The organism is Isoptericola sp. GX10416 (assembly GCF_056590155.1).
Window position 1 is genome coordinate 395411 of record NZ_JBWPVO010000001.1, and the last position, 24918, is coordinate 420328.

Annotated in this window: 24 protein-coding genes; 9 read left to right on the forward strand and 15 right to left on the reverse strand. The window is 72.1% G+C overall.

Features of this window, described 5'->3' with window-relative positions:
- Positions 1 to 9: 9 nt before the first annotated feature.
- The 5 genes from ACWAT2_RS01980 to ACWAT2_RS02000 form a co-directional block, all read right to left on the reverse strand.
- Entirely contained in the window at positions 10 to 861 is an 852-nt protein-coding gene (locus ACWAT2_RS01980) for an SMP-30/gluconolactonase/LRE family protein (RefSeq protein ID WP_402371530.1), read from the reverse strand.
- A gap of 86 nt (positions 862 to 947) precedes the next feature.
- Positions 948 to 1982 carry a LacI family DNA-binding transcriptional regulator gene (locus ACWAT2_RS01985; protein WP_402371529.1) on the reverse strand — a complete coding sequence of 345 codons (1035 nt, stop codon included), beginning with the start codon at positions 1980 to 1982 and terminating at the stop codon, positions 948 to 950.
- A gap of 87 nt (positions 1983 to 2069) precedes the next feature.
- Positions 2070 to 2678, reverse strand: a complete 609-nt coding sequence (locus ACWAT2_RS01990; RefSeq protein ID WP_402371527.1) for a DUF6580 family putative transport protein — start codon at positions 2676 to 2678, stop codon at positions 2070 to 2072.
- On the reverse strand, positions 2675 to 3064 hold the full coding sequence (locus ACWAT2_RS01995) for a DUF4430 domain-containing protein (protein WP_402371526.1): 390 nt from the start codon (positions 3062 to 3064) through the stop codon (positions 2675 to 2677). Before ACWAT2_RS01995 ends, ACWAT2_RS01990 begins: the two co-directional genes overlap by 4 nt.
- A 98-nt stretch (positions 3065 to 3162) precedes the next feature.
- Positions 3163 to 5289: a DNA gyrase/topoisomerase IV subunit B gene (locus ACWAT2_RS02000; RefSeq protein WP_402371525.1), complete on the reverse strand. Its 2127-nt coding sequence runs from the start codon at positions 5287 to 5289 to the stop codon at positions 3163 to 3165.
- Between the two features lie 141 nt (positions 5290 to 5430).
- Between ACWAT2_RS02000 and ACWAT2_RS02005 the strand changes: the two genes are divergently transcribed.
- Complete coding sequence (locus tag ACWAT2_RS02005) at positions 5431 to 5646, forward strand: DUF7455 domain-containing protein (protein WP_402371524.1); 216 nt, start codon at positions 5431 to 5433, stop codon at positions 5644 to 5646.
- Between the two features lie 113 nt (positions 5647 to 5759).
- Here the strand turns inward: ACWAT2_RS02005 and ACWAT2_RS02010 are convergent, their stop codons facing one another.
- The 3 genes from ACWAT2_RS02010 to ACWAT2_RS02020 all read right to left on the reverse strand — a co-directional run bounded on the left by ACWAT2_RS02010 (position 5760) and on the right by ACWAT2_RS02020 (position 9142).
- Positions 5760 to 7340: an RNA polymerase sigma factor gene (locus tag ACWAT2_RS02010; protein ID WP_402371522.1), complete on the reverse strand. Its 1581-nt coding sequence runs from the start codon at positions 7338 to 7340 to the stop codon at positions 5760 to 5762.
- Between the two features lie 234 nt (positions 7341 to 7574).
- On the reverse strand, positions 7575 to 7934 hold the full coding sequence (locus tag ACWAT2_RS02015; protein WP_402371520.1) for a universal stress protein: 360 nt from the start codon (positions 7932 to 7934) through the stop codon (positions 7575 to 7577).
- Positions 7935 to 7990: 56 nt separating this feature from the next.
- Positions 7991 to 9142: a DUF4192 domain-containing protein gene (locus tag ACWAT2_RS02020; RefSeq protein WP_402371519.1), complete on the reverse strand. Its 1152-nt coding sequence runs from the start codon at positions 9140 to 9142 to the stop codon at positions 7991 to 7993.
- Between the two features lie 99 nt (positions 9143 to 9241).
- On the opposite strand from ACWAT2_RS02020, the gene ACWAT2_RS02025 reads away from it, so the two are divergent.
- Entirely contained in the window at positions 9242 to 9808 is a 567-nt protein-coding gene (locus ACWAT2_RS02025) for a hypothetical protein (protein ID WP_402371517.1), read from the forward strand.
- Positions 9809 to 9842: 34 nt separating this feature from the next.
- The gene (locus ACWAT2_RS02030) at positions 9843 to 10949 is read left to right on the forward strand and encodes a polyprenyl synthetase family protein (RefSeq protein ID WP_402371516.1); all 1107 of its coding nucleotides are present in this window, start codon (positions 9843 to 9845) and stop codon (positions 10947 to 10949) included.
- 15 nt (positions 10950 to 10964) lie between these two features.
- On the opposite strand, the gene ACWAT2_RS02035 is transcribed toward ACWAT2_RS02030, so the two are convergent.
- Positions 10965 to 11348, reverse strand: a complete 384-nt coding sequence (locus tag ACWAT2_RS02035) for an Rv2175c family DNA-binding protein (RefSeq protein WP_402371515.1) — start codon at positions 11346 to 11348, stop codon at positions 10965 to 10967.
- A gap of 64 nt (positions 11349 to 11412) precedes the next feature.
- On the opposite strand from ACWAT2_RS02035, the gene pknB reads away from it, so the two are divergent.
- Positions 11413 to 13395, forward strand: coding sequence for a Stk1 family PASTA domain-containing Ser/Thr kinase (gene pknB, locus ACWAT2_RS02040; RefSeq protein WP_402371513.1), 1983 nt, complete (start codon positions 11413 to 11415; stop codon positions 13393 to 13395).
- Here the strand turns inward: pknB and ACWAT2_RS02045 are convergent.
- The 3 genes from ACWAT2_RS02045 to ACWAT2_RS02055 all read right to left on the reverse strand — a co-directional run bounded on the left by ACWAT2_RS02045 (position 13382) and on the right by ACWAT2_RS02055 (position 16872).
- Positions 13382 to 14746 carry a class II 3-deoxy-7-phosphoheptulonate synthase gene (locus ACWAT2_RS02045; protein WP_402371512.1) on the reverse strand — a complete coding sequence of 455 codons (1365 nt, stop codon included), beginning with the start codon at positions 14744 to 14746 and terminating at the stop codon, positions 13382 to 13384. The genes pknB and ACWAT2_RS02045 overlap by 14 nt on opposite strands.
- 14 nt (positions 14747 to 14760) lie before the next feature.
- Positions 14761 to 15987 (reverse strand): pyrophosphate--fructose-6-phosphate 1-phosphotransferase, encoded by a 1227-nt coding sequence (locus ACWAT2_RS02050; RefSeq protein ID WP_402371510.1) that lies wholly within the window; start codon positions 15985 to 15987, stop codon positions 14761 to 14763.
- 75 nt (positions 15988 to 16062) lie between these two features.
- Positions 16063 to 16872, reverse strand: a complete 810-nt coding sequence (locus ACWAT2_RS02055; protein ID WP_402371509.1) for a lysophospholipid acyltransferase family protein — start codon at positions 16870 to 16872, stop codon at positions 16063 to 16065.
- Between the two features lie 42 nt (positions 16873 to 16914).
- Between ACWAT2_RS02055 and ACWAT2_RS02060 the strand changes: the two genes are divergently transcribed.
- A complete protein-coding gene (locus tag ACWAT2_RS02060) occupies positions 16915 to 17424 on the forward strand; it encodes a hypothetical protein (RefSeq protein ID WP_402371508.1) in 510 nt (169 codons plus the stop codon).
- A 6-nt stretch (positions 17425 to 17430) separates the two neighbouring features.
- On the opposite strand, the gene ACWAT2_RS02065 is transcribed toward ACWAT2_RS02060, so the two are convergent.
- The gene (locus ACWAT2_RS02065; protein WP_402371506.1) at positions 17431 to 18375 is read right to left on the reverse strand and encodes an ROK family glucokinase; all 945 of its coding nucleotides are present in this window, start codon (positions 18373 to 18375) and stop codon (positions 17431 to 17433) included.
- A 213-nt stretch (positions 18376 to 18588) separates the two neighbouring features.
- On the opposite strand from ACWAT2_RS02065, the gene ACWAT2_RS02070 reads away from it, so the two are divergent.
- Genes ACWAT2_RS02070 through ACWAT2_RS02080 form a run of 3 tightly spaced genes read left to right on the forward strand, consistent with a single transcriptional unit; the run spans position 18589 to position 22464 of the window.
- Positions 18589 to 20397 (forward strand): AMP-dependent synthetase/ligase, encoded by a 1809-nt coding sequence (locus ACWAT2_RS02070; protein ID WP_402371505.1) that lies wholly within the window; start codon positions 18589 to 18591, stop codon positions 20395 to 20397.
- Positions 20398 to 20431: 34 nt separating this feature from the next.
- Positions 20432 to 22189, forward strand: coding sequence for a DEDD exonuclease domain-containing protein (locus ACWAT2_RS02075; RefSeq protein ID WP_402371504.1), 1758 nt, complete (start codon positions 20432 to 20434; stop codon positions 22187 to 22189).
- The gene (locus ACWAT2_RS02080) at positions 22183 to 22464 is read left to right on the forward strand and encodes an Lrp/AsnC family transcriptional regulator (protein WP_402371503.1); all 282 of its coding nucleotides are present in this window, start codon (positions 22183 to 22185) and stop codon (positions 22462 to 22464) included. Before ACWAT2_RS02075 ends, ACWAT2_RS02080 begins: the two co-directional genes overlap by 7 nt.
- A 54-nt stretch (positions 22465 to 22518) precedes the next feature.
- Here ACWAT2_RS02080 and trpD read toward each other — a convergent pair whose 3' ends face one another.
- Entirely contained in the window at positions 22519 to 23592 is a 1074-nt protein-coding gene (gene trpD / locus ACWAT2_RS02085; RefSeq protein ID WP_402371501.1) for an anthranilate phosphoribosyltransferase, read from the reverse strand.
- Between the two features lie 43 nt (positions 23593 to 23635).
- Entirely contained in the window at positions 23636 to 24025 is a 390-nt protein-coding gene (locus ACWAT2_RS02090) for a response regulator (protein WP_402371500.1), read from the reverse strand.
- Positions 24026 to 24227: 202 nt separating this feature from the next.
- On the opposite strand from ACWAT2_RS02090, the gene ctaE reads away from it, so the two are divergent.
- Positions 24228 to 24881: an aa3-type cytochrome oxidase subunit III gene (gene ctaE, locus ACWAT2_RS02095; protein WP_402371499.1), complete on the forward strand. Its 654-nt coding sequence runs from the start codon at positions 24228 to 24230 to the stop codon at positions 24879 to 24881.
- Positions 24882 to 24918 lie beyond the last annotated feature (37 nt).

Below are 24918 nucleotides of genomic sequence, written 5' to 3' on the forward strand. Positions count from 1 at the left end.
GGCCGGCGCTCAGCCGGCGTACGCGTGCTGCACCGCTCCCGCCACGCCGGCGTCGATCGCGAAGACGGCGCCGGCCAGCGGTTCCGCGGCCTCGGTGACACCGATCCGGGACGAGGTGACGAACAGCGTCCGGCCGTCCGGCCCACCGAAGGTGCACGCCGTCGTCCGGCTCACGGGGAGCTCGACGACCTCGGTGAGCGCGCCGTCCGCGTCGTACCGGTGCACCCGCCCGCCCTCCCACAGGGCGATCCAGATGCCGCCCTCGGCGTCGACGGCCATGCCGTCCGGCTTCCCGGCGTCGTCCGGCACGACGGCGAACGGGCGGCGGCCGGAGAACGCGCCCGTGCCGGGGTCGACGTCGAACACGTCGACCCGACCGGTCGGTGTGTCGTTGTAGTACGCCAGGGAGCCGTCAACGCTCCACTGCAGCCCGTTCGAGATCGTCACGCCGTCCAGGACGGTGGTCACCGTCCGGTCGGTGTCCAGGCGGTACAGGCTCCCCGCACCGGGAGCCACGTCGTACGCCATGGTGCCGCAGTAGAACCGCCCCTGGGGGTCGCAGCCGCCGTCGTTCATGCGCGCCGACGCATCGCCGAGCACGGTGATCTGGTCCGTCACCGACAGGTCCTCGTCGGCGAGCGCGAACCCGCGCTCGAGCGCGAGGACGTATCCGCCCTCCGCACGTGCCCGGACGACGGCCGCCACGTCCCCGACGTGGGAGCGGACGGGGGCGCCCGTCCCGTCGAGCCGGACGACGTCGCCCGCGAGCATGTCGACCACGAGCAGGCTCCTGCGGACGTCGTCCCAGAACGGCCCTTCGCCGTGGAAGGTGCACGGCGCACCGATCGGTTCTGCCCGCATCGCATCCACCCTTCGTCGACGACCTCGGCAACGTAGCGAGGATCGATAGATGTCGTCAAGGTTTCAGCGACGAAGGCGAAATGTTTCTACGACGGGACCTGCTGCGCCGGCGGACCGGCGGTGCTCGACCGCACGATCAGGCGCGTCGCCAGCTCGATCCGCTCGGGCGTGGTCTCCCGGCGCATCCGCAGCACGAGACGCGTGGCCGCGTCCGCCATCTCCGTGAGCTGTGCCCGCACCGTGGTCAGCGGCGGGCCCGCCCACGCGGCGGGCCGGATGTCGTCGAACCCGACCACGGACAGCTCCTCCGGGATCGCGACACCCCGCTCCCGGGCCGCCTCGTAGACGCCGAACGCCTGCAGGTCGCTCCCCGCGAAGATCGCCGTGGGACGCCGCTCCCCGCCGAGCAGCTCACGCCCCCGCTCCAGGCCGTCCTCGTGATGGAAGTCGCCAGAGACGACGAACCCGTCAGGGACGCTCAGCCCTGCCGCGTCCATCGCGGCCCGGAAGCCGGACAGCCGCGCGGTCGAGCACAACATGTCGTCAGGACCCGTGATGATCGCGATGTCGGTGTGCCCGAGCTCGACGAGGTGGCGGGTGGCCATGAACCCGCCCGACCAGTTCGCGGTGCCGACCGACGCCACGTCGGCCGCCGGGTCGCCCGCCGGGTCGATGACGACGAACGGGATGTCTCGCGTGCCCAGCATCCGACGGTCCTCCCGGGACAGGTCGGAGAACATGAGGATCACCCCCGCCGGCTGGCGCGCCAGCACGCCCGACACCCACTCCGGCCCGGGTGAGTGCCGGTCGCCGGTCTCCGTGAGCAGGACGCTCATGCCGACCTCGCGGGCCACCCGCTCCGCGCCGATGATCATCTCCAGCGCCCAGCTGCTGTCGATGCGGCTGAAGACGAGCTCGATGAACTGGGCCGACGGCTGCACCTGGTTGCGGCGGCTGTACCCGTGCGCCTGGAGCGCGCTCTCGACACGCTCACGAGTCGCCGGCGACACGCCGGCACGGCCGTTGAGAACCTTCGAGACCGTCGAGATCGACACGGCGGTCTCGGCTGCCACGCGGGAGAGCGTCGGACGTGCGGCGCCGTCAGCGGAGGAGGTCGGCATGACCCCAGGGTAGCCAGTCGGAGCGCAACGTTTCGCGGTGCCGTGCCGGGCGGCCGTCACAGCCCGGCGGCTGCGCCGTGGCGGGGCCTACGCTCGGCCGAGGGAACCCGGTGCGCCGGCGACGGCGCGAGCGGACTCCAGCCGCTCCACGAGCGCCACGACGCCGGCGGCCACGGGCAGCAGCACCAGGTTGCCCAGCAGCATCGGGCGCAGGAACGGCAGACCCGCCACGTAGCTCGCCAGCAAGCCGTCCAGACCCGCCGGGTAGAACGTGCCGCGGCCCTGCAGCCAGACGCCGAGGTTCGTCCAGAGGTAGAAGCCGACCGAGCTGCCCGCCCCGAACATCACGGCGTCGAGCACCCGGCGGGTGCCCGACGACCGGCGCGTCCACCAGGCCGCCACACCGATGGCGGCCCACGCCGACCAGGTGAACAGCAGGATCGCCGAGTTGCTCAGGACCACGTCGCTGACGGCCACGACCACCAACGGTGCGAGCATCGCGAGCCGGTGCCGCAGCAGACCTGCCGCCGCGAAGGCGGCCAGCGTCGACAGCTCCAGGTTCGCCGGTGCGCCGAGGTCGTCCTTGACGAGCCGCCACACGACCGCTGCGACGACGAGGAAGACGGCGACGGCGGGGCGCCACCAGCGCTCGCCGAGGTCGCGCAGGGTCAGGTCCGGTGTCGGTGCGTTGCTCACTCGATCTCCTCCAGCTTCCACTCGAGCTGCTGGCCGTCCTCGGTCTCGAACGTGCCGGCGCCGACCTGAGCCATCTCGCCGTCGACGTACAGCGCCCAGAACTCCTCGCCGTCCTCGGCCGCGTGCCCCTGGACGGCCGTGACGTAGGCCATCTCGCCCTCGCCGCTCACCTCGGCCTCGGCGTCCTGGGCGAGCAGCAGGTCGAGCGCTGTCTCGCCGTCCGCGCCCTCGTAGGAGAACGTGGTGATCTCCTCGGTCGCGGCCGGGCTCGCACCCGGAGCCGCCTCGTCGTCGCCGGAGCAGCCGGCCAGGAGGCCCGCGGAGAGCACGCCGGCCACGGTCGCGGCGAGCAGGCGGGTCGGCGTCTTGCGCGTCAGGATCTTCACACCTGGGAGCCTATCCGGCCGTCGGCGTGCGGACGGACCCGTGCCGCGATCCGGACGGTCGAGCGGCCTGCGCGGGCCGCGCCGTCGCACCGGCCCGCTCAGGCGTCGATCTGCGAGCGGTCCAAGGCGTGCGCACCGGCCACGATGAACTCCTTGCGCGGTGCGACGTCGGAACCCATGAGGAGCTCGAAGACGCGCTCGGCGGCCTCGGCGTGCTCCACCGTGACGCGGCGCAGCGTGCGGTGACGAGGGTCCATCGTCGTCTCCGCCAGCTGGTCGGCGTCCATCTCCCCCAGGCCCTTGTACCGCTGGATGTCGTCCTTGTAGCGACGGCCGGCCCGGTCGAGCTTCTTGAGCGTGGCGTTGAGCTCCGCCTCGGAGTACGTGTACAGGTACTCGTTCTTGCGGCGCCCCGATCCGAGCACCTCGATCCGGTGCAGCGGCGGCACGGCGGCGAAGACCCGCCCGTCGGCCAGCAGGGGCCGCATGTACCGGTAGAAGAGGGTGAGCAGCAGCGTGCGGATGTGGGCGCCGTCGACGTCGGCGTCCGTCATGAGCACGATCTTGCCGTAGCGGGCCGCCTCCAGGTCGAAGGAACGCCCCGAGCCCGCCCCGATCACCTGGATGATCGCCGCGCACTCGACGTTGCGCAGCATGTCGGAGATCGACGCCTTCTGGACGTTGAGGATCTTGCCGCGGATGGGCAGCAACGCCTGGAAGTCGCTCGAGCGGGCCAGCTTGGCCGTCCCGAGCGCACTGTCGCCCTCCACGATGAAGAGCTCGGAGCGCTCGACGTCGTCGCTGCGGCAGTCCGCGAGCTTGGCAGGCAGCGAGGAGGACTCGAGGGCGTTCTTGCGCCGCGAGATCTCCTTCTGCTTGCGGGCCGTGACCCGCGCCCGCATCTCGGCGACGACCTTCTCCATCAGCAGCGACGACTGCGCCTTCTCATCGCGCTTCGTCGAGGTCATGAGCGCCTTGAGCTCGTTCTCCACGACGCGCGAGACGATCTGGCGCACCGGTGCCGTGCCGAGGACCTCCTTGGTCTGGCCCTCGAACTGCGGCTCGGCCAGCCGGACGGTCACCACCGCGGTGAGCCCCGCCAGCACGTCGTCCTTCTCGATGCGCTCCGCACCGTCCCGCGTCGAGACCTTCAGCCGGCGCGCGTTCGCCTCGATCTGCTTGCGCACCGTCTTGAGCAGCCCTTGCTCGAACCCCGTGCGGTGCGAACCGCCCTTGGGCGTGGCGATGATGTTGACGAAGGTGCGCAGCTCGGTGTCGTAGCCCGCGCCCCATCGCAGCGCGACGTCCACCTCGCAGTCGCGCTTCACCTCCTGGGGCGACATGTGGCCCTTCTCGTCCAGCACGGGGACCGTCTCGGTGAACGACCCTGCGCCCTTGAGCTGCCAGGTCGAGGTGACCGGTGTGTCAGGGGCGAGGAACTCCACGAAGTCCACGGCTCCGCCGGAGTGCTGGAAGACCTCCTCGTGCGGGCCGTCCTCCCCCGGCGTGCCCGGCAGCCGACGCTCGTCGCGGACGAGGATCTCCAGACCCGGGACGAGGAATGTCGTCTGACGAGCGCGGGTGACCAGCTCGTCGTAGGCGAAGACGGCAGACTTCGGGAAGATCTGGCGGTCGGCCCAGTACCGCACGCGCGTCCCGGTGGCCCGGCGCGGCGCCTTGCCGACGACGGGCAGCTCGCTGTGGTCGACGAACGGCTCGAAAGGAGCGTCCGGCGTCGGCCCGGTCGCCGGGTCGTCGAACAGCCCGGGCTCGCCCCGGTGGAACGTCATGCGGTACGTCTTGCCCGACCGGTCCACCTCCACGTCGAGGCGCGCCGAGAGCGCGTTGACGACGGATGCACCCACGCCGTGCAGACCGCCCGACGCGGTGTACGAACCGCCGCCGAACTTGCCGCCCGCGTGCAGCTTGGTGAAGACCACCTCGACGCCCGAGAGCCCCGTCTTGGGCTCGGAGTCGACCGGGATGCCACGGCCGTCGTCCTCGACCGTCACCGAGGAGTCCGCGTGCAGCACGATGCGGATCTTCGTGGCGTGGCCGCCGAGCGCCTCGTCCACGGAGTTGTCGATGATCTCCCACAGGCAGTGCATCAGGCCGCGGGAGTCCGTCGACCCGATGTACATGCCCGGACGCTTGCGGACCGCCTCGAGCCCTTCGAGGACGGACAGGTGGCGTGCGGTGTACCCGGACTCGGATGTGGCTGTCACGCGCTTGAGCGTAGTCCAGGCCACCGACAGGGCGGATCAGGCGCTCCGCCGTCTCCCCCGTGTGATCCAGACCCTGATCGCCGGGAGCGAACCCGGCCCCTGCGCGGGAACAACGAGGGCACAAGATGGTTTGATGGAGTCGTGAGCACAACGACCGAATCGACGACCCAGCCGCTGACCGCCGCCGACCGCTGCGACCGCTGCGGGGCCCAGGCCTATGTGCGAGTCGTGCTTCCCGTCGGAGAGCTGCTCTTCTGCGGGCACCACGCACGCGCCCACGCCGACGCCTACCAGTCCGTCGCCGAGCACATCCAGGACGAGACCGACCGCCTGCACGCCGAGCACGGCTCCCGCTGACCACACCGCGTCACGGCGCCCACCGGCGCCGGGACGACCCGAGACACGACGAAGGCTCCGCACCGATCCGGTGCGGAGCCTTCGTCGTTCCCCCGGGCGTCCCCAGGAGCCGGTCAGTCCAGGTAGTCGCGCAGGACCTGCGAGCGTGACGGGTGCCGCAGCTTCGACATGGTCTTGGACTCTATCTGCCGAATGCGCTCACGCGTCACGCCGTAGACCTTGCCGATCTCGTCGAGCGTCTTCGGCTGGCCGTCCTGCAGACCGAACCGCATGGACACCACGCCGGCCTCGCGCTCCGAGAGCGTGTCGAGCACCTGGTGCAGCTGCTCCTGCAGCAGCGTGAACGACACCGCGTCGGACGGCACGACGGCCTCGGAGTCCTCGATGAGGTCACCGAACTCGCTGTCGCCGTCCTCGCCGAGCGGGGTGTGCAGCGAGATGGGCTCGCGGCCGTACTTCTGGACCTCGACCACCTTCTCGGGGGTCATGTCGAGCTCCTTGGCCAGCTCCTCCGGCAAGGGCTCGCGGCCCAGGTCCTGGAGCATCTGACGCTGGACCCGGGCCAGCTTGTTGATGACCTCGACCATGTGCACCGGGATACGGATGGTGCGGGCCTGGTCGGCCATCGCGCGGGTGATCGCCTGCCGGATCCACCACGTGGCGTACGTCGAGAACTTGTAGCCCTTGGTGTAGTCGAACTTCTCCACCGCACGGATCAGACCGAGGTTGCCCTCCTGGATCAGGTCAAGGAACAGCATGCCGCGGCCCGTGTAGCGCTTGGCCAGCGAGACGACGAGACGCAGGTTGGCCTCGAGCAGGTGGTTCTTGGCACGGCGGCCGTCGTGCGCGATCCACTTGAGGTCGCGCCACATGCGGCGCTCCTCGGCACCGGCCTTGGTGCGGTCGAACTCGGCGTAGTCGTTGTTCAGGCGCTCCTCGGCGAACAGACCGGCCTCGATCCGCTTGGCGAGATCGACCTCCTGCTCGGCGTTCAGCAGCGCGACCTTGCCGATCTGCTTGAGGTAGTCCTTGACCGGGTCGGCGGTGGCGCCGGCGGTCACGACCTGCTGGGCCGGCTGGTCGTCGTCGTCGGTGTCCGAGACGACGAATCCGCCGCGCTCGTCCTCCTTCTTGCGACCGTTGCGAGGCAGTGCCGTGATCCGCTCGGGAGTCTGCTCCGGCTCGTCGTCGTCCTCGACCGGGACGCCGTCCGGCTCAGGCGCCGGCTTGTGCGCCTTGGCGGCGGCCTTGCGGTTGGTCTTCGGCGCCGGCGCCTTCTTGGCGGCCGGCTTCTTCGCGGGTGCCTTCTTGGCGGCGGGGGCGTCGTCGGAGGCGTCGGACTCCGCCGCGGACCCGGCGGATCCGGTCGCGGCGGAGGTGGGCCCCGTCGCGGTGGACTTCTTGCTCTTCGCCGCGGGGGCCTTGGCGCGCGCCTCGGTCTTCGTCGCGGCGCTGCTGGTCGACGCAGCGGCCACCTTCGTGGCGGCGGGCACGCCGATCTCGACGCCGGCCGTCGCGAACGCGCGCAGGACCGCCTTCAGGCGCTTGGGGTCACCCACAGCGGCGGTCTCGCAGGCGGTGCGGAAGCTCTCCGCATCGACGCGACCGTTCGCGGTCCCGTGAGCGAGCAGCTCCTGGAGGGCAGAGTTTTCGAACTCTCGGGGCAGCGGGGGGTTCTGCGCAGTGGACGCCACAAACCGACCTTTCGGCATTCGAGGGGACGGTGGACCGCTGTGTCAGCCGGGGACGGGGGCCTCGCGGCTCGAGCGGATACCTATATTGTACCGGCGACACCCGGTGCTGTGCGGTGACCGCGGTGATCACGCCGTGTCCCGGGCTGCGAATCCGCGCCCGGACGAGGGAAGATGTCAGTTGAACACCAGGTGACCGGCCGCCTATTCCCTCGGCCGACGAGGGTGCTGGGCCCGTCAGGGCTTGACGGCGAGGACGGGGCAGGGCGCCTCGAGAAGGATGCGCTGGGCACCGGACCCGAGGATCAGCTTGCCCACAGGACTGCGTCGCCGCAGCCCGATGACGATGAGCTCGGCGTCGTCCTCGGTCGCGGTACGGACGAGGTCCTCGGCGAGGTCGCCGGTGCCCGCCATGATCCGGTTCTCGACCCCGGCGCTCGTCAGCCGCGCCTGGAGCGCCTCGAGCTCCTCGGCCGGCGCTGCCGGGTCGGATGTCACGACCAGGAGGCCCGTCCCGCGTTGCTGCGCCTCCGAGACCGCGGTGCCGAGCGCCTCCTTGCCCTCGGGCGTTCCCAGATGTCCCACGACGATCGCCATGGTGGCACGCTACCGGACACCACCTCCCCCACACCTGCACACCCTGGTCGCCCTGGTCACCCGCTCGACGAGGCGGCACGGACCCACCCGGGCGGCAGCGCCGTGGAGATGACGCAGTGCAGGAGCTGCGCCAGGCGGTACGACTCGTCGGCGTCGAGAGCCTCACCGACCCGGTACGAGGCTCGCGGGCCGTCGCCGGCCCACCACGCGAGGAACGCCAGGAGCGTCAGCGCCGGGGCACGCAGGCGCTGCGGGACATGGGCGTCCACCTGTTCGAGCACCGCCCGCGCCCGGGCGACGACGTCGGGGTCGGGAACCACGGCGTCCGCCGGGTCGATGACGCGGCCCAGCACCCGGGCCGTCGCGTCGTCGACCGTGGCCCGGTCGGCCTCACCCGTCGTCGCACGCACCGCCTCCTCACCACCGGGCACCAGGGTCAGCAGGGCGACGTCGCGGACCACACGGTCCGCGAGCGCCGCCCCCACCCGACCGACGAGGGCGGGGGCCAGCCCGACCGGCTCGCCGTCCACGGCTGCGCCGGCTGCGGTCTCGACCCGGTGCAGGGCCTTCCTCCAGGCGTCGAGCGCCTCGTCGCGCCAGCACCCTGTCCCCGCGTCACCCGTCGCCCGCTGCCGTGCGACCTCGCTGCGCCGGGCGGCGCGCCCGGCGAGGTTGCGTGTCGCCTCGGGGGCGCGCGGGATCCGGTACGCCGCGTCGGCGGAATCGGCCACGACATGGCCGGCGAGCACGTAGGCCGCTCCGATCTCGCCGCACTCCAGGGCAGCGAGCGGGTGCCCGGGCTCCGGGCAGCAGGTGGGGTCCTCGCACCCGAGCCCCCGGTACCCGTCGGGGGCGACCACCCAGCCGTCGACGTCGACGACCGGCTGGAGGGCGCGGCGCACGTCCTGCACCACGTCGTCGGCAGCGGCAGCTCCGCGCGCGGTGTAGAGCACGAGGGCGCAGTAGGTGGGGTGCGTCCCGGCGACGGCACGGGCGAGCGCGGCCAGCCCCTCGGCCGCCCCGTCACCACGGAGCTCGTCGATGCCGACGCGTGCCACGAGCCCGGGCCGTCCGCGCTCGGCCGTGCACGCGATCACGATGCTCTCGGCCGGCCGGAAGCCGAGCCGGTACGGGACGGCCGCCAGCACGTCGTGGGGCGAACGCAACGGGATGGTCGAGGGTTCGGGGAGGTCGAGGCTCGTCGTCATGTCCTCGATGAGAGCGCAGCCCGGGCTTCACGCGCCGGGCACCGGACCACGGTCGGGGACGGCGGCCGGCTGGGGGTGGGCACCCGCTACCGTGATCCCGTGCCCACGACCCGTCATCACCGCGTCCCGCGCCGTTCGGCGTGCGCCGTCCTGGTGCTCTGCGCGCTCACGGTGGCCGGGTGCGACGCGGGACCGGCCGACCCACCCGCTGCCGCCACGGCGCCGTCCGACGGCCCGGGGCCGTCCGGCCCGGCGTCGGCTGCGGACCCGGGCGCACCCACGTCGTTGCCCTCCTTCGACCCGGCGACCGCCGTCGGCGGGTACGCGCCCGGCTTCCCGACCGACCTGCTGGCCGCGCCGGACGGCTCGACGGTGCTCGCCAGCTCCGCGACACCCACCGGGGACGACCTCGTGGAGATCTCGCTCAACCTCTCCACCGAGCTCAGCACGCAAGAGGTCGTCGACCGGTACGCCGAGCGCCTCGACGAGGCCGGGTTCGACGAGTCCGAGACGATCGACGTCTCCGCCCTGACCGTCCAGACCGCCTACACGCGTACCAAGGGCAAGAAGAAGCCGCGCGTCGAGACCGTCCTCATCGGGGTGCTCGACGAGTCGGAGCGACGCCTGGTCTCGCTCTCCGGCAGCGTCCTCGCACAGGACGCCTGAGCCGTTCCCCCGCGGCACGCATAGGCTGGGCGGCATGCCTGCCGATCCTGCCCTGGTCGATCTCGAGAACCTCCGCCACGACGTCGACGACGCCCTCGACCGCCACCTGACGCGGTTGCGCGACGAGGTCGCCGGCACGGGACCCGGCACGACGGTGATGACGGACCAGATCTCCACCCTCCTGGACGGGGGAAAGCGCCTGCGGGCCGCCTTCTGCTACTGGTCGTTCCGTGCGCACGGGGGCGCTTCCAGCGGTGCCGCACGGGACGCCGTCGTCCGCATCGGTGCTGCGCTCGAACTCTTCCAGGCCGCCGCGCTGCTCCACGACGACGTCATGGACGCCTCCGACACGCGGCGTGGACGTCCGACGGCGCACCGGGTGTTCGAGGCCCGCCACCGTGAGCAGCGGTGGTCGGGTGACGCGGACCGGTTCGGTACCGCCGCCGCGATCCTGCTCGGCGACCTCTGCCTGGTCGCCTGCCACCGCGAGGCCGGGGCCGCGCTCGACGCGCTGCCCGCCGACGTCGGCCGGAGCGCCCGCGACATGCTCGACGCCATGACGAGCGAGGTCGTGGTGGGCCAGTACCTGGACGTGCTCGTGCAGGCGGAGGCTTGGGGGCTGGACCCGGTGGCCGACGAGGAGCGCGCCCGGCTCGTGCTGCGGGCCAAGTCGGCCCGCTACTCCGTCGAGCGGCCCCTCATGCTCGGCGCGGTCCTCGCCGGAGCGACGCCGGACCAGGTCGCGGCGATCAGCGCCGCGGGACTGCCGCTCGGCGAGGCGTTCCAGCTGCGCGACGACCTGCTCGGGGTCTTCGGCGACCCCGAGGTGACGGGCAAGCCCGCCGGCGACGACCTCCGCGAGGGCAAGCGCACCGTGCTGGTCGCCCGCACGCTGGCCGCCGCCGACGACGACGCCCGCCTCTTGGTGACCAAGCACCTGGGCGACCCGCGGCTCACGGACGACGACGTCATGGCCCTGCGGGCCGCGATCGCCGGTTCGGGCGCGGTGGCCGGTGTCGAGGACCTCATCGACGAGCTGGCGACGGCCGGGCTGTCGGCGCTCGCCGCGGCCGACCTCGACCCGCACGGCCGCGAGGTGCTCACGGGTCTGGCGCACGCCGCCGTCGACCGCGCCGCCTGAGCCGGCGGCCCGCCGTCAGGCCAGCGCCTGCGCGAGGCGTCGCACCTGGGCTCGGCGTCCGGCTCGCAACGCCTCGACCGGGGCCGCCTCGAGGGTGTCCTCCGGCGTGAACAGCCAGCGCAGCGCCTCGGCGTCGGAGAACCCGGCGTCCGAGAGCAGGATGACGGTCCCCCGCAGGGTCTCGAGGACCTCGGGCTCGCCGTCCTCGCCGGCCACGACGAACGCCGCCGGCACCTGGAAGGTCTTGCGCTCACCGCGCTTGACGCCGATGACGTGCCGCGACGCCACGAGGCCCCGGGCACGGCCCGGTTCGACGCCGAGCGCGTCCGCGAGGTCGGGCAGCGTCAGCCAGTCGCCGACGAGGTCGTCCAGGGGCAGGTCCTGCGATGCATCACTCACGGCGTCAGCGTAGCCTCGCCGCGCCTGCGCGCTGAGCGGCGTCGACCCAAATACACTCGCTGGCGTGGCCAGCACGACGACCGATCCCCTCCTCGGCCGCCTGGTCGACGGGCGGTACGAGATCGTCGCGCGCGTCGCACGCGGCGGCATGGCCACCGTCTACCGGGCACAGGACCGCCGCCTGGGGCGCGAGGTCGCGCTCAAGGTCATGCACGCCCACCTCGCCGAAGGGGTCGACGGCGCGAGCTTCGTCTCGCGCTTCCGGCGCGAGGCACGGGCCTCCGCCCGCCTGTCCCACCCCGGTGTCGTCGCCGTGTTCGACCAGGGGGTCGACGGCGACACCAGCTACCTGACCATGGAGTACGTGCCGGGCACCAACCTCCGCGGCGAGCTGCAGGCCGGCCCGGTCACCGTCGACCGCGCCCTGGCCGTCGCCGAGCAGGTGCTCGCCGCGCTGAACGCTGCCCACCGCGTGGGACTCGTGCATCGCGACGTGAAGCCGGAGAACGTGCTGATCGGCGAGGACGGCGCGGTGAAGGTCGCGGACTTCGGCCTCGCCCGTGCCGTCACGGAGGTCACGTCGACGACGACCGGGACGATCCTCGGCACGGTCGCCTACCTCGCACCCGAGGTGATCACGTCCGGCGGGTGCACGCCCTCGACGGACGTCTACGCCGTCGGTGTGCTGCTGCACGAGATGCTGACCGGTGCGCTCCCCTACCCCGGCGAACCACCCATCCAGGTTGCCTTCCACCACGTCCACGAGGACTTCCCGCCGCCGTCCGACCGCGTGGACTGGCTCCCGGCCGAGATCGACGAGCTGGTCGCGGCGTTCACCGCGCGGGACGCGGCCCGCCGCCCGACCAACGCCGCGGCGGCTCTCGCCGCCCTCGTCGGCTTGCGCGCCGTGCTCGACGACGACGTCCTGGCGCGGGCCGCCGAACCGTCCGTCGCGCCCCTCCCAGCCCGGTCCGACTCGGGCGACCTCGATCTCGCCCACAGCCCGGACGGGCTGTCGGAGGACGGCGTCGACGAGATCCCCACCGGGTTCTTCGCGGAGGTCTCGGTCCGCGGCCACGCCACCGAGCACCTGGTGACGGCACCCACGAGGACGCTGTCGAGCGAGCCGGAGGAGCCCGAGGGCCGCACCACTCCGCGCCGCCGTCGTCGGGCGCTGGTGGCCTGGGTGCTCGTGCTCCTGCTGGCCGGCGGCTCGTTCGCCGCCTGGTGGTTCGTCGACGGCCCCGGCGCGTGGACCGTCGTGCCGGCAGACCTGGTGGGCGCCCCCGAGGAGGACGCCCTGGGGGCGCTGGCCGCCGACGGGCTCCGGGCGAGCACCAGCGAGGCCCATGACGACCTCGTCCCGGCCGGGGACGTCGTCACCACCGACCCTGCCCCCGGCGAACGCGTGCGCAAGGACGGCACCGTCGCGCTGACCGTGTCGCTCGGCACGCTGCTCCTGGCCGTGCCCGAGGACCTCGTCGGCGCCACGCAGTCGGAGGCAGCCACCGCGCTGCGCCAGGCCGGGTTCGACGTCGGCCTGCCCCACACGGAGCACCACGACACCGCGCCTGACGGCCAGGTCCTCGACGTGTCGGTCCCCGAAGGTTCCGACCAGCCGCACGACACCACCGTCCGGCTCACCGTCTCGGTCGGCCCCGCACCGGTCCGCGTCCCCCAGGTGGTGGGCCGCAGCAAGGAGGGGGCGGAGTCCGACCTCGGCGCGGCCGGGCTCGAGGTCGAGTACGCCGACCCGGAGCCGTCCACCGACGTCGACGAGGGTCGGGTACTGAGCCAGGACCCGGAGCAGGGCACGACGGCGCGGCGCACCGACACGGTGACGCTCACCCTCTCCGCCGGCCCTCCGGACGCCGAGGTGCCCGACGTCGTCGGCATGTCGAGCAAGAAGGCCACCGCCGAGCTGGAGGACGCCGGTTTCGAGGTGGACGTCAACCGCTACCTGGGCGGGCTGCTCGACACCGTCCGGTTCCAGGACGTCGACGGCACCGCCCCGGTGGGCAGCACCGTGACGCTCACCGTCTGGTGAGCATCTCCGCGACCTGGAACGCCGTCTCCAACGACTGCTGGTGGTTGAGCCGCGGGTCGACGAGCGTCTCGTAGCGTTCGGCCAGCCCGGCGTCGGAGATCTCCTCGCTCCCGCCGAGCACCTCGGTGACGTCGTCGCCGGTGAGCTCCATGTGCAGCCCGCCCGGCACCGTGCCCAGCGCGCGGTGCACCTCGAAGAACCCGGTCACCTCGTCCAGGACGTCGGTGAAGCGTCGCGTCTTGTAGCCGGACTCCGAGGTGATCGTGTTGCCGTGCATCGGGTCGGTGACCCAGGTGACCGCGACGCCCGCTGCGGTCACCTTCTCCACCACCTCCGGCAGCACGTCACGGACCCGGCCGGCACCCATCCGCGTGATGAACGTCAGACGCCCCTCGCGGTTGTCGGGGTTGAGACGCCGGGCGAGGGCGATCGCGTCGTCGGGGCTCGTCGTCGGACCGAGCTTGACGCCGATCGGGTTCGCCACGCGGGAGAGGAACTCGACGTGCGCGCCGTCGAGCTGCCGAGTCCGCTCGCCGATCCACAGGAAGTGGGCGCTGGACCCGTAGGGCCTGCCGGTGCGGGCGTCGACCCGCGTCAGCGCCCGCTCGTAGTCCAGGACGAGCGCCTCGTGGCTCACGAAGAACTCGACCGTGCGCAACGCGTCGAAGTCCGCGCCGCACGCGTCCATGAAGCGGATCGCCCGGTCGATCTCCGTGGCGGTGCGCTCGTAGCGCGCGAAGGCCGGGTTCTGCATGAACCCACGGTTCCACTCGTGCACGCGGCGCAGGTCCGCGTACCCACCCTGGGTGAACCCGCGCACCACGTTCGCCGTCGCGGCCGAGATCCGGTACGCCTGCTCGAGGCGGACAGGGTCCGGGATGCGCGACCCGGGCGTGAAGGCGTGGCCGTTGATCATGTCGCCGCGGTAGCACGGCAGGGTGACGCCGTCGCGGGTCTCCACGTCGGAGGAGCGCGGCTTGGCGTACTGCCCGGCGAGCCGCCCCATCTTGACCACGGGCGTGCTGGCCCCGTGCGTCAGCACCACGGCCATCTGGAGGATGGTGCGGACCTTGTTGCGGATGCGCGTGGCGTTCGCGTCCGCGAACGTCTCGGCGCAGTCGCCGCCCTGCAGGAGGAACGCCTCGCCGCGTCCGGCGGCGGCGAGACGTTCCGTCAGCGTGTCCGCCTCGGCGGGCACCACGAGCGGAGCCGCGACAGACAGCCTCGCCACGACCGCGGCGAGCCTCTCCGGGTCGGGCCAGGCCGGCTGCTGGCGCGCCTCGAGGCTGCGGAACCGGTCCAGGCCGTCCGGGTCCGTCCCGGGAGCGACGGTGTCGACAGCGGTGCTCATGGTGCCCGGCCGCCTCAGTGCTCGGCCGGCTGCGCCGGGACCAGGGACTGACCGATGCCGGCCAGCAGCTCGCCGAACCATTCGGTGTGGACGTCGAACGCCTTGCCGCCGGCGATGCGGGGGAACTCGACGGCCTTGAGCCGGTCGCCGTCCTCCTCGTCGTGCCCGATGACGCCCGCCTCGCCGCGCAGCGCGCACTCCACGGCCAGGTCCGTCATCGACTTGATGAGGCGCAGGTCCTCGGCATTCGCGGCCGCGGCACGCGAGTAGTAGCCGGACTTCTGGACCATGACCTTCTCAGCACCCAGCTTCTCGGCGAACTGCTTCGCGAACCACTGGCCCGGGTTGATCGTGTCGAGCTTGACGTGCCCGAACGGGTCACGCTGGACCTCCTCGCCGGCCGCCTCGAGCTGCGCGACGATCTCGTGCATGCCGGCACCCTCCGACAGGAAGATGTTGACGTTGCCCTGCTCGTCCATGATCGTCCTGAGGCGCTCGGCCTCGCCGTCGATGTCGAGGGCCAGCTCGGGCAGGAACACCGCGTGGACGTCCCAACGCTCCCGGGTGAGGCCCAGGGCCGGCGCGAACTCCTGCGCGTCGAGCCACTTGCGATACTCGGCGGCCGCGGCCGCGGTGAGCCAGCCGCAGTGCCGTCCCATGACCTCGTGGACGATCAGCATGCGCGGACCCGACCGGTGCTCACCGATGATGTTCGCGGCGAAGCCCGCGGCTTCCTCGGCTGCGGTCCACGCGCCGAGCGACTGCTTGATCGGCACCACGTCGTTGTCGATGGTCTTGGGCAGGCCCACGACGGTCAGGTCGTACTCGTTCTCCGCCAGGTACGCGGCGAGGTCGGCGGCGGTCGTGTTCGTGTCGTCGCCACCGATGGTGTGCAGCACGTCCACGCCGTCGGCCTGGAGCTGCTCCGCGGCCACGTGCAGCGGGTCCTGCCCCTCGGAGACGAGGCCACGCTTGACGCAGTCCGCCGCGTTGGTCAGCTTCACTCGCGAGTTGCCGATCGGCGAACCGCCGAACCGGTGCAGGACTCCGGCCTGCTGACGGGCCTCCGGCCCGATCTCGATCTTCGTGCCGGTGAGCAGGCCGTGGTAGCCGTACTGGTAGGCGATGATCTCGATCGACGGGTCGAGCTCGGTGTAGCGCTCGATGAGGCCACCGACCGCGGACGACAGGCACGGTGCGAAACCACCGGCGGTCAGGAGGGCCACACGACGGACCGACATGAGGGGATACCTCTCGATGGGGGATGAAGAACGCTCCCCATCCTATGAGCCCCCGCGCACCGCCGTGACGGCGTCTCAGCCGGTGAGGTCCTCGGGCCTCGCCGCCGGACTGCCGGGCGCCGGAGCACCCGTGGGCCGGTCGGTCACGAACGTCTCCGGCTCGGCGGCGGGGCGGGACGCCCCTGGGGTCGCGTCCACGGGCAGCCCTTGGGCGAGCCGCACCTTCGCCGTGGCCGCGTAGACGTCGACGTACTCCTGCTCGCTGAGGCGCAGGATTGCGTACATGATCTCGTCGGCGACGGCGCGCAGCACGAACCGGTCGGACTCCATCCCGCGGTACCGGCTGAAATCCAGCGGCTCACCGAACACGACCCCGACCGGCCGCGGCTTCGGCACCACACGGCCCAGCGGCTGCGCGACGTCGGTACCCACCATGGCCACGGGGACGACCGGCGAACCGGACTCCAGCGCGAGCCGCGCCACACCGGTCTTTCCGCGGTACAGGCGGCCGTCCGGGCTCCGCGTCCCCTCGGGATAGATGCCGAACAGGTCACCCTCGTCCAGCACACGCATCCCGGTGCGCAGCGCGGCCTCGCTCGCCTTGCCGCCGGAGCGGTCCACCGGGATCGTGCCGACGCCGCGCATGAAGCCCGCCACGAGACGCCCTTTGAGACCCCGTCCCGTGAAGTAGTCAGACTTGCCGAGGAACTTCACCTGGCGTTCCAGCACGATGGGCAGCACGAACGAGTCGATGACCGCCAGGTGGTTGCTCGCGAGGATCGCGCCACCGGAGTCCGGCACGTGCTCCACGCCCTTGGTCCACGGGCGGAAGGCGAGCCGGAGCCACGGCCCGACCAGCACGTGCTTCATGATCCAGTAGAACAACGGTCCTCCTCGCGGCGTCGCCCACGACAATAGAGTGGTCCCATGGCCTCACCGAACCGGGATGCGGAACCGGACGACCTGCCGGACGCCGTCATCGACGCCCGTTGGTCCGACATCGTCGCACGTCTGGACGACGTCGAGCAGTCCGGGTTCACCGTGGAGGCGGCGGAGCAACCGGTCTCCCGCGACTCCACGTCGTCCGCGGACGACGAGGAGGCCACCTCCCCGCAGCGTCCCAGCGGGCCGCGCGACTGGCCCACGACGCCGCAGGTGGAGGCGCTCGAGGAGGCCGAGGACCACTTCGTGCCGCCCGACCCGGAGCCCGTCGCCCACCGGTCCCCGCTGCTCACGCTCGCCTGGACGGTGGCCGTCGCGATACCGGTGCTGACGGTCGTCGGTGTCGTCGTGACCGCCCTGCTCCCGAACCTCTCGGTGCCGGGGTGGCTCGGACCGGCCGGCGGAGGGTCGTTCGTGGCCGCGGTCGCCGTCCTGGTCTGGCGGATGCCCCACCGCCGGGACCCGGACGACCACGACCCCGGAGCAGTCGTCTGAGCCGCGTCAGCGGCGCGCCAGGTCGGCTGCACCGATGATGCCCGCTTCGTTGCCCTGCTGTGCGAGCTCGATCTGCGCGACAGGACGGTGCCCGAGCGCCGAGAGCTGAGCCTCGTACGCCTTGCGCACGGGTGCGAGCAGCAGGTCTCCCGCCGCGCAGACACCACCACCGAGGACGATCAGCTCCGGGTCGAGCAGGGCGGCGACCGACGCCGAGCCTTCGCCGACCCACCGGCCGAGCGTGGCGAGCAGCTCGATCGACAGCTCGTCCCCGTCGCGGGCGGCCTGCGTGATCTGCGGCCCGGCGATCTGGTCGGGGTCTCCCCCGGCGAGCTCGACGAGCCGACGGGCGCGGTCCGGGGTCGCCGTCGCCGCCTGGCGCGCGTCGCGCACCAGCGCGGTGCCGGAGGCGTACTGCTCCCAGCAGCCCTCGTGACCGCACCCGCAGTAGTGCCCACCGGGGACCACGCGCATGTGCCCGACCTCGGCCGCCACGCCCCACTTGCCCCGGACCAGCTCCCGGTCGACGACGACGGCGCCCCCCAGCCCGGTGCCGATGGTCAGCAGCAGCATGTCGGTCGCCTCGCGCGCCGCGCCGAACCGGAACTCGGCCCAGCCGGCGGCGTTCGCGTCGTTCTCCACGACGACCGGCACGTCGAGGTCGATCAGCTCCGCGACCTTCTGCGCCAGCGGGTACTCGCGCCAGGCGATGTTCGGTGCGAAGAGCACCGATGAGCGGTCGGGGCTGACGAAGCCCGCCGCAGCCAGGCCGATGGCCCCGATCTCGTGCTCCTTGGCCAGCTCGGTGCAGGCGTCGGCGATGGCTCGGTCCATGCTCGCGACGTCGTCGGCGGCGGTGTCCCGCCGGACCTTGGCCAGGATGCGACCGGCCTCGTCCACGACCCCGACGGCGATCTTCGTTCCGCCGATGTCGACTCCGATGGCGTGCATGCGTCTGACCTCACGTTCGATCTCAGGGACGTCGGACGAGCGGTTCCGCCGCACCGACACGGGTCGGCACGCCCGTGCGCGCCGGGGACAACACTACCGACCCACGACCCCCGTGCACGTACCGTCCACGACGTGGTGACCCGGGGGTGTCCGAGCAGCCCGTGCGACCCGGTATCGTGACCGCCACGGACGAGCCCTGCCACTGGAGTCAGCATGGACGAGATCATCACCCCGCAGCTCGTGGAGCTGCCCCCGACGTCGAATCTCAACGACGTCCTCACGAAGAGAATCGCGGACGCCCCGGACGCCCCGATCGTGGAGCGTCCCTCCGGCGACGGCTGGGAGACCCTCAGCGGCGCCGAGTTCGACGCCCAGGTCGTGGCCGTGGCCAAGGGACTCGTCGCCAAGGGGGTCGAGCCCGGCGACCCCGTCGGCATCATGTCGCACACCCGCTACGAGTGGACGCTCCTCGACTTCGCCACGTGGGCCGCGGGTGCCGTCCCGGTCCCGATCTACGAGACCTCGTCGCCCGAGCAGGTCGAGTGGATCGTCACCGATGCCGGCGTCACCGTCGTGGTCGCCGAGAACGCCGAGCTCGCGGCCGTCGTCCGCGGGGTCCAGGACTCGGCGCCGACTCTGCGCGAGGTGCTGTCGATCGACGACGGCGCGATCGCCGACCTCACCGCGGCGGGCGCACACGTCGACGACGCGGAGATCACCCGTCGCCGCGGGCTGGCCGGTCTCGACGACGTCGCCACCATCATCTACACCTCGGGAACCACCGGTCGCCCCAAGGGCGCCGAGCTGACCCACGGCAACTTCGCCTCGCTGGCCACGAACGCCGTCGCCGCGGTGCCGGAGGTCTTCGCCGAGGGGGGGCGCACCCTTCTCTTCCTGCCCCTGGCGCACGTGTTCGCGCGGTTCATCGAGGTCTTCGCGGTCGCGGGCGGCAGCGTGCTGGGGCACTGGGGGGACGTCAAGACGGTCACGAACGGACTCGGCACCTTCAAGCCCACCTTCGTGCTCGCCGTACCTCGCGTCTTCGAGAAGGTCTACAACTCCGCCGAGCAGAAGGCGGCCGTCGGCGGCAAGCTGAAGATCTTCCAGTGGGCCACGGCCACCGCCATCGAGTGGTCCCGCGCCCAGGACACCGGCGGCGCGTCCCTGTGGCTCAACCTCCAGCACATGGTGGCCGGCAAGCTCGTCTACGGCAAGCTCCTGGAGGCACTGGGCGGGGAGATCCGCTTCGCCGTCTCCGGCGGCGGACCGCTGGGCGAACGGCTCGGTCACTTCTTCCGTGGTGTCGGCCTCACCATCCTCGAGGGGTATGGCCTGACCGAGACCACCGCGCCCACCAGCGTGAACCGGCCCGCGGCGAACCGCATCGGGACCGTCGGGACACAGCTTCCCGGCTGCGGCGTCAAGATCGCCGCGGACGGCGAGATCCTCCTCAAGGGCGTCCACGTCTTCCGCGGCTATCACGGCAACGCCGAGGCGACCGCCGAGACGTTCGACGGCGAGTGGTTCCGCACGGGTGACCTCGGTGCGCTCGACGACGACGGGTTCCTGTCGATCACGGGCCGCAAGAAGGAGATCATCGTGACGGCGGGTGGCAAGAACGTCGCCCCCGCGGCGCTGGAGGACCGGATCAGGGCCCACGCGCTGGTGAGCCAGTGCGTCGTGGTCGGTGACAACAGGCCGTTCATCGGCGCACTGATCACCCTCGACCCCGACGGTCTGCCAGGCTGGCTGAAGATGCACGACAAGGCAGAGATGAGCATCGAGCAGGCCAGGACGGACCCGGACGTGCTCGCCGCCCTGGACCACGCCGTGACACGGGCCAACCAGTCCGTGTCCCGCGCGGAGTCCATCCGCAAGTTCGCGGTGCTGCCGGAGGACCTCACCGTGGAGAACGGCTACCTGACGCCCTCGCTCAAGGTCAAGCGGTCGCTCGTCCTGTCCGACTTCTCCGCCGACGTCGACGCCCTCTACGTGGACGACCGGGGCCAGTCCCCCGCCTGACCTGCTGTCAGTGGCGAGGGCTAGCGTCCCCGCCATGTCGATCGCACCACCACCGCCGCCGCCGACGGCCGTCCAGCCCTCGTTCGCGGACATCGGGACACCTTTGCGGGACGTGACCTTCGTGGTCGTGGACCTGGAGACCACCGGCAGCCGGGCGGACGACGCGGGAATCACGGAGATCGGTGCGGTCAAGGTCCGTGGCGGCGAGGTGCTCGGCGAGTTCCAGTCGTTGGTGAATCCCGGTCGGCCGGTCCCCGCCTTCGTGGCCCGGCTGACCGGGATCACCACGGCGATGGTCTCGACCGCCCCGGGCGTCGAGCTGGTGCTGCCGGGGTTCCTCGAGTTCGCGCGCGGCACGGTGCTGGTGGCCCACAACGCACCGTTCGACATCGGGTTCCTGCGTGCGGCCTGCGCCGGCCTCGACTACGCGTGGCCCGGGTTCGACGTCGTCGATACCCTGCCGCTCGCCCGCCGGACCGTGCCGCGCGACGAGGCCCCCAACCACAAGCTGGCCACGCTGGCCCGGCTCTTCCGCGCGCAGACCTCGCCCGACCACCGAGCCCTCGCCGATGCCCGTGCCACCGTCGACGTGCTGCACGCCCTGCTCGAGCGCCTCGCCCCGCTCGGCGTGACGCACCTCGAGGACCTCGCGACCGCGGCCGACCCGGTCCCGCCCGACATCCGTCGCAAGGCGACCCTGGCAGACGGCCTGCCCGCCGCGCCCGGGGTGTACCTCTTCCGAGGCCCGGGCGACGAGGTGCTGTACGTCGGCACGTCCACGAACATCCGCAAGCGGGTGCGGTCCTACTTCACGGCGGCGGAGAAGCGCCGACGGATCACCGAGATGGTCCGGATCGCGCACGCCGTGACCCCGGTCGTCTGCGCGACGCCGCTCGAGGCCCGGGTGCGCGAGCTGCGCCTCATCACCGAGCACGCGCCGCGGTACAACAAGCGCTCCAAGCATCCCGAGCGCCAGACGTGGGTGCGCCTGACCGACGAGCCGTACCCGCGGCTCTCGGTGGTGCCCGAGGTCCGGGGAGACGTCCCGCACATCGGCCCCTTCACCTCGCGTCGTGCGGCGAACGCCGCTGTCGAGGCGATGCACGACGCCATCGGTCTGCGCCAGTGCACCCAGCGTCTGCCGGTGGTGGCGCGCACCCCGCGCAGCCCGTGCGCGCTGGCCGGACTCGGTCGCTGCTCCGCACCGTGCACCATGACCACCGGACCTGACGCCGAGTACCCGGCCGTGGTCGAGGAGGCGCGGACGGCGCTCACGGGTGACCCGGGCGCGGTCGTCGAGGCGCTTGCCGCACGGGTGGCGCGGCTGGCCGCGCAGGAGCGCTTCGAGGAGGCCGGGCAGGTGACCGACAGGCTGCGCGCCTTCGTCCGTGCGGCCGCGCGGACGCAGCGGATGGAGCCGCTGAGCCGCTGCGAGGAGCTCGTCGCCGCGCGCCCGACGGCCGCAGGCGGGTGGGAGATCGTCGTCGTCCGGCACGCGAGGCTCGCCGGCACGGCGGTCACCGGCCCTCACGAGGACCCGCTGCCCGTGGTGGACGCCCTGCGGGCGACGGCCGAGGTCGTCGAGCCGCCGCAGGCCCCGGCGCCCGCCTGCCACCCGGAAGAGGCGGCCCTGGTCCTGGACTGGCTCGACCAGCCGTACGTGCGGCTGGTCCACGTCTCCGGCCCGTGGACGTGCCCGGTCCGGTCCGCGCTGGCGCACGCCGACCTCGACGACGTCTCGGCGTCGGTCGCGCTCGCCCTCGGTCGCACGGATACGATGACGGCATGCTGACCGCGATCGTCATCATCGACACCGTCCCCGACCGGATCCCCGAGGTCGCCACCCAGGTCACGAACCTGGACGGGGTGAGCGAGGTCTACTCCGTCACCGGCAAGGCCGACCTCGTCGCGATGGTGCGGGTCGGCGAGCACGACGAGCTCGCGACCGTCATCGCCGACGGCATCAGCAAGGTGGACGGCGTGCTCCGGACGGAGACGCTCATCGCGTTCCGCGCCTACTCCAACGTCGAGCTCGAGCAGGCGTTCGCGCTCGGTCTGGACGACTGACCGACCCTCCACCGACGGCGTCCGAGACCGAGTCTCATCTCGGCCTGCGCGCCGTCAGCCCTGGGTCGCTTTCACCCACCGCTCGACGACCTCGCCGGCACCGCCGTCGTCGATGCTGCGACCGGCGTGCCCCAGGCCCGCCGCGAGACGCTGGGCGAGCGTGCCGTCCGCCGTTCCCGGCAGCGCGCCGTCGGCCACGAGCGCGGCCGCGGCGTTCAGCAGCACGGTCTGGCGGACCGGCCCCTGATCGGTCCCGGTGAAGACCTCCCGGGCCACCTGGGCGTTGTGCACCGCGTCGGCGCCGCGCAGGTCGGCGATCTCGAGCCGGTCCAGACCGAGCTCCGTCGCGGCGTCCAGGCGCTGCTCGACCACCTCGCCGTCGCGCACCTCCCACACGGTCGCCCCACCGGTCGCGGCGAGCTCGTCGAGCCCGTCGTCACCACGGAAGACCAGGGCCCTCGTGCCACGCTCCGCGAAGACGCCGGCCATCAGCGGTGCCATCCGAGCGTCGCCACAGCCGACGGCGGTCGCGCGCGGCTGCGCCGGGTTCGTCAGCGGTCCGAGGAAGTTGAACGCGGTGGCGATGCCCAGGTCCCGGCGTGCGGTGGCCGCGTGGCGCATCGAGGGGTGGAACATCCCGGCGAAGCAGAAAGTGATGCCGACGTCGTGCGCGATCGCCGCGACCCGGTCGGCGGGCTGGTCGAGCCGCACACCCAGCGCCTCCAGGACGTCCGCGGAGCCGGACGACGACGACGCGGCCCGGTTGCCGTGCTTGACCACCCGCACGCCGGCCCCTGCCACCACGACGGCCGCCATCGTCGAGATGTTGACCGTGTGGTGCCGGTCGCCACCCGTCCCGACGAGGTCGATCGCCGGCCCGTCGACCTCGATCCGGACCGCGTGCGCCAGCATCGCGTCCGCCAGGCCGGCCAGCTCGGCCGCCGTCTCACCCTTGGCGCGCAGACCGACCAGGAAGCCGGCCAGGCGGGTCGGGGGGACCTCGCCCGACATCACCTGGTCCATGGCCCACGCCGTCTGCTCGGCGGTGAGGTCGGCACCGGCGACGAGCTCGGTGAGCACGCCGGGCCAGGTGAGGTCGGTCTGAGCGTTCGTGGGCACGGCAGTCACCTTCGGCGGGAGGACAGGGGTGGCGGGACCGGGTTCGGCGGGTTCAGGCAGCTTGCGTCAACGTCTCCGCCACGGCGCGCTGCACCACGAAAGCGTCGAGCGGCCGGGGGACGACGGAGTCCGCGAGCGACCATGATGCCAGCCAGGCGTCCTGCCCCCGCCCGGTGAGGACGAGCACCGGCGGGCAGTTGTAGATCTCGTTCTTGAGCTGACGGCACAGGCCCATCCCGCCGGCCTTGTCCGCCTCGCCGTCGAGGATCAGCAGGTCGAACGGACGACCCTCGACGGTCGCGACGAGGCGGTCCCGGGTGGCCACCTCCGTCCAGGAGATCTCTGCGGCGCCCGCTCGGAGGCGGGGGCCGACGGCGAGTCGCACCTGTTCCCGCACGGTGGGGTCGTCGCTGTACAGCAGCACACGGGGGCCGGTCGTCATCGAGCATCCCTTCGCAGACGTTTGGTGGCATCGTGGCACAGGTGCGTCACCTCGGTCAGCGACGATGCGTGGTCTTTTCGTGGCAGTCTCCCCGAATCCGTCACGAACCACGCCTCCGACGGCATGATTCTGCAGATCTGGTGAAACTTGTCTCCACCAACCGCCCTCCCCGAGTCCTCGAACCCGCCTCACGTCAGCCATAATGGCTGACGTGTCGACTGCAACGGCTGCTGCCCCCCACGCCCATCAGCACGTGACCGTCAACCGACCGAACACCGTCTCGGTCGGGACGATCGTGTGGCTGGCCAGCGAGCTCATGTTCTTCGCCGGCCTGTTCGCCATGTACTTCACCGTCCGCTCGGTGCTGCCCGAGGCGGAGTGGGAGGCGCAGGCGGCGCACGTCTCGTTGGTCTTCCCGCTGATCAACACCTGCATCCTCGTCGCCTCGTCGATCACCTGCCAGGCAGGCGTCCTGGCGGCCGAGCGCTTCCAGCCGGTGCGCACCGGGTCGCTGCTCCAGGTGTCCAGGTGGGGCATGAACGAGTGGATGACGCTGACGTTCCTCATGGGCGCGTTCTTCGTCTCCGGCCAGATCTTCGAGTACGCCGAGCTCGCCCACGCAGGCCTGACGCTGTCGTCCAGCGCCTACGGTTCGGTCTTCTACCTGGCGACCGGCTTCCACGGTCTCCACGTGGTCGGCGGCCTCATCGCCTTCCTCTTCCTGCTCGGCCGCTCCTTCCGCGCCAAGCGGTTCACGCACCACGAGGTCACCACGGGTCTCGTGGTCTCCTACTACTGGCACTTCGTCGACGTCGTGTGGATCGCCCTCTTCCTGGTGATCTACATCCTGAAGTGACCTCCGGGCGGCACGGCTGCCGCCCCGTCCCTGACCC